Genomic DNA, 4,379 nt, shown 5'->3' on the forward strand with positions numbered 1-4,379 from the left:
AAGGGATTAGAAGGCCCTTGCTCTATCCCCTGAGCTACGGAGGCGCGCATCGGTGTCCGATGCGCCGTCGGATCAATTGGCTGGTGTCGAAACAAGCGGAGCCGTCGTCCCCTATCGGTTACAGACGGAATCTGGGGTAGCGAATCGAGGGGCGACCATGACACCTTCGGGACCACGACTGGTCGGCGTCTCGTGACGGGACGATCGCGGCTGGTTGTAGAGTCGCTTAGATGAATAGGCCCACGCGAGTTCGCGTGTCCTCTAGATACCAGTCCGACACGTCGGGTTCTAGGAGTTCCAGATGAGCATCAGCACTGTGGAGATTCTGTGAGTCTTGGAACTTGGGGGTTCGAGCATGGCTGAACTGCGCGGTCGGCGGGGACATGCGCGTGTCGTTGTCATGTCGATCATTGATGCAGAGATGCAGGCGGTGAAAACGATATTCAACGCTACCGAGGAGATTGGCACTAGCGGGGTGTTCACTGCACCTGAATATGCATCCAGCGACTTAAAGTATTATCCGTTCGTGGTCGCAAAGTCCGCCGACCGCTCTAACACTCCGGCGCACTCAAGCGCAAGGCAATTACTTGAGTGGTATCGGCCAGAAGTTGTTTTGGTTGTGGGTATCGGAGGAGGAATCAACAGAAACGCGGAGTCAAATCCACCGATGTCAACTGGGCCAGGTCTGGGCGATGTGGTGATTGGCCGATATGTCCATTACGCTGAATATACGAAGAACCTGCCAAACGGGACCTATCTTCGGTACATATCGATCGACCAGCCATCATCCCAATTAGTAAGTCAACATGCTGAAACGCTCGCCGCGTCACCGAGAGCGGGCGGGTTTGCTGGGCTCTCGATTCCTCGTCCAGACAACTCGAGTGCCCACCCTAAAATCCACGTCGGAGAGCTTGTCGCACTTGAATCAATAGCTGGAAATCCTACAGCTGAGAAGCAGATTGAAATGTTGAGCCGTTTTGACAACGCGGATGTTGTCGACATGGAATCGATGGGAGTGGGACGGGCCCTCCATGACACCCGAGACAATCCGTTCTATAGTCCCGTCTGGCTTCCCGTTCGAGGTGTCAGTGACCTTGTGACGGCTGAGAGGCCACCCCTTACAGGGCGCAACGAGAATGGAAGCCGCGTCCTGGGTGCGCTCGCAGACAACAACACGCAACGCGCGACTTGGAAAGGCTACGCTTGCCTGGCGGCGGCCTGCGTAGGCCTATCGCTGGTGCAACGAATCCTCCATGACGAGCGCGAACCAAGCGCCGCAGATCCAGGGGCTCCTCGCTGGCGGACGGGCCTTGATGGAGCGAAACTTGTCGGTGGGTAGGGAGACACTGCTTAACATGAGTACGACGACGGACAGAAACCTTAGTGCCGAAGCACCTCAATTTGACTATGAGCTGCTGGTTTGTCAGGACTTCGACGCCATACTCAGGGGCGGAAGTGGTCGAGCGTTCTCACTCGCTGGCTTCATCACCGTCGTGGCGGAGGCTGGTCGGGGCTTGATTCAGGCGAGTGGTGGCTCAGGGAAAACGACGATGTTGAAGCGACTTGGTCGTGAAGCCGCCGCCGCCGGATCCACCGTTGTAGAGCTAGACGCGCTGGTCTGGGCCAACAGGTATGAAGCTAGCAAACTGGCGATTGAGGCTGCTCCGAATCTGTTGACGCTGGCCGGCCCTTTGCGCCAACCCAATAACGATGGCCTTTCAGATAAATATTTGCTCCTAATCGACGGGTTGAACGAAGTTGGAAACTCCCTAGCAACCGTTCTGTTGGATCAAGTTGATAGATTGGCATCGCAGCGACCTGACGTCGCCATTGTTCTCACCGACCGACTGCATCGTCGACGTATCTCAGCTCAAAGTTGGGTTTTAGCAACCCTTTCACCGGTTTCTAATTCGCAGATCGGTCAGCTGTTGAAAGATACGTCGTATGAGTCCGACAAAACCTTGCGTCTCCCATACTATCTAGATTTAGCACTTCGGGGTGATAGAGGAACACGGTCTGAGTCGCACCGTAAATACTTGGTCAACCACGGCGGTGTGAAACCAGAGACACTCGACGCGCTCGCTTTTGAAGCGTATTCCCAATACGAGCTCAATGGCAATCGTGGCGTGAATATTATCGCATTGTCTGATGCTATCGGCGCATCCAATGTTGAGGCGCTCATAGTCGCCGGGACCGTTGTTCTTGAGCCCACCAGTCGATTTGCTCATCACCTCGTGCACGACTTTCTCGCAGCAACATACGCCGCCGCCAATTCTGATCTGTGGGGCAGCGATCTTTTCGATACAATCACGTTCAAGGCGACATCAATGGACGCCTTGGCGATGGTTCTAGAACAATCGAAGGACCACGCCGACCTTTTGATAAGAAAAGTGTATGACTGGAATTTCTATGGCGCGGCTTCGCTGATTGCTGAAGATCGTCGTAACGGGTCCAACGTCAGCGGGGCAATGGAATTCGTGGTGATAGCTTTGCTCGGTGAGCGTCGTTTTGATCCGTTTGCTAGCACTGTCAATCAAGTGACCGATGCGTTGCATGTTATGAGGTCAGACTTTTCAGCCCACGTGTTGTCTTCACCGTCGAAGGAAGCCCTCTACGAGCTAGTGGTCCGTGAGGCGTCATCCGTTGAGACGGCAGGCTGGTTACCTGAGTGGATAGAGTTGTTCACGCAGATGTCTACAGCGAATGTAACAGTTCAGGACGTTTCGTTGATCGCTGGTTCTGACTCGGTGCTTGGATGGACGATGAGCAACGTACTTCGGCGCGGTGCGATTGCTAAGGGCGTAGAGCTGATATTGATTGGATTGGCGATCAGTCACGAGAGCATGGAAGTGCGCTGGCGTGCAGTTCACGCACTGGGAGCGTCACCGACAAATGACGCGGTGGATGCGTTATTGCAGTCCTTGGATGGTGATGTCTCCACATGGGTACGATACGGGTCCGTTCGAAGCTTAGTGGAGATAGCACTGTTCGCTACGGCAATGCGCAGCAGAATAATTGCCGAGCTTTCCACCCGAATCTCGACTATTCGTCTCGATCCGCAGTTGACGAAAGAGTTGGAACGGGTGCTACTGCCGCGAAATGTATCTGTTGAATGGGCTGAAGACTCAGCGTTACTCGTAGAGACTCTGTGGTCGCAATCGGAGTCTGTAGAAGAGCAAGACAGATGGCGCAAGCTCGGATCTTCTATTCAAGCGTCCATCGGTCTTGTTGTCTGATGTCTCAGCGCAAACCGGAGGAAGCCATTGATGGCCTGGATGTCCTCGCACGGGCGGCGTGGTCTGTTCGAGACAGGGCGGTTGTGCTTGGGAAGACGAAGGTTGGGTGTGCTGCGCGCTCCAGTAAGGGTCGAGTATGGGTGGGTTGCAACATAGAACATAGGTTCCGTAGCCATGACATACATGCGGAAGTGAATGCGATCGGCAACTTGATAGCTGGTGGCGACGATCGCCTCGAAGTAATCTTCATCGCCGCCGAAAGATCTCGTTTCACTCCGTGTGGCAGTTGCTTAGATTGGATTTTTGAAATCGGTGGCGAGTCTTGCGTGGTGATTGCGCAATCAAAGGTTGGCGGAAGTAGCTTTACCACTACAGCGGGCCAACTAATGCCGTTTTATCCTCGCTGAGCGTTTCGCGCTGGTGAGCAGAGATGCGGCGAAGGTTAACCGCACAAATATGGTATTGCGGTATTCAACGTGCGTCGGTGTGTTGGTCTTCGCTAACTCCGAATGCCAACAGACCTGCATCCCCGTTCGCGTTGTGCAGCCAATGACTGACTCTAGTGCGAGCATTTAGTGAGCATGCAGATCACCCCAGGCTTGACTTTGACCAGCGGTCGGTCTTGTCGCAGCATGTCTCCTCGTCGTCGGAGATCGACATCGGGAGCGTCATCGAATTGCCGTGAGGATTGGCGCAACCGGACTGCACGCCAGTGCCGCAGTTACCAATAGATCTTATGCATAGCTCGTGAACAATTAACATCACCAAGCGCGGGTGTTCGTGCCCGTAATCGCATAATTGGTTGAACCTCGGCGCGGGTGGCGACTCGCCAAGCACCACCCAGACCTCATCCTCACTGACCAGAAGCGTTCTTTGGCGTGCATGTTTCCGAGTCGACTGCGTCCTAGCGTGTGTGCAACCGTCCGAAATATGGGCGTTCGACCGTTCAGTTCATGCTGCCGACCCGGCCGCCTCGTCGGGGTACCCATGAATGACCGGAACGCCACATACTCAGACGCCAGCGGTAAGTGTGTCCTTGTGAACGACAACCCCCTTTCTACTCAGAGTCTAAGGTGGTGCCCCCGGCAGGATTCGAACCTGCGACCAAGGGATTAGAAGGCCCTTGCTCTATCCCCTGAGCTA

At 54.7% G+C, this 4,379-nt stretch carries 3 protein-coding genes and 1 tRNA gene; 3 read left to right on the plus strand and 1 reads right to left on the minus strand.

Annotated elements, in window-relative coordinates:
• The first annotated feature begins 355 nt into the window (after positions 1–355).
• The 3 genes from RU01_RS22620 to RU01_RS23555 are packed head-to-tail and all read left to right on the plus strand — an operon-like array spanning position 356 to position 3,643.
• Complete coding sequence (locus RU01_RS22620; protein ID WP_082043246.1) at positions 356–1,339, plus strand: phosphorylase family protein; 984 nt, start codon at positions 356–358, stop codon at positions 1,337–1,339.
• A 16-nt stretch (positions 1,340–1,355) separates the two neighbouring features.
• The gene (locus RU01_RS22980; RefSeq protein ID WP_197074821.1) at positions 1,356–3,236 is read left to right on the plus strand and encodes a HEAT repeat domain-containing protein; all 1,881 of its coding nucleotides are present in this window, start codon (positions 1,356–1,358) and stop codon (positions 3,234–3,236) included.
• On the plus strand, positions 3,236–3,643 hold the full coding sequence (locus RU01_RS23555) for a hypothetical protein (protein WP_197074822.1): 408 nt from the start codon (positions 3,236–3,238) through the stop codon (positions 3,641–3,643). The genes RU01_RS22980 and RU01_RS23555 overlap by 1 nt, the downstream gene beginning before the upstream one ends.
• 667 nt (positions 3,644–4,310) lie before the next feature.
• Here RU01_RS23555 and RU01_RS22985 read toward each other — a convergent pair.
• Positions 4,311–4,378: transfer RNA gene (locus RU01_RS22985), tRNA-Arg, on the minus strand.
• Between the last annotated feature and the right edge of the window lies 1 nt (position 4,379).

Source organism: Rhodococcus sp. MEB064 (assembly GCF_000834565.1).
In the GTDB taxonomy this organism is placed as follows: domain Bacteria; phylum Actinomycetota; class Actinomycetes; order Mycobacteriales; family Mycobacteriaceae; genus Rhodococcoides.

Bases quoted from the DNA above. Each gene is read 5' to 3' on its own strand.
- RU01_RS22620 (WP_082043246.1), top strand. From the start codon at position 356: ATGGCTGAACTGCGCGGTCGGCGGGGACATGCGCGTGTCGTTGTCATG.
- RU01_RS23555 (WP_197074822.1), top strand. From the start codon at position 3,236: ATGTCTCAGCGCAAACCGGAGGAAGCCATTGATGGCCTGGATGTCCTC.
- RU01_RS22980 (WP_197074821.1), top strand. From the start codon at position 1,356: ATGAGTACGACGACGGACAGAAACCTTAGTGCCGAAGCACCTCAATTT.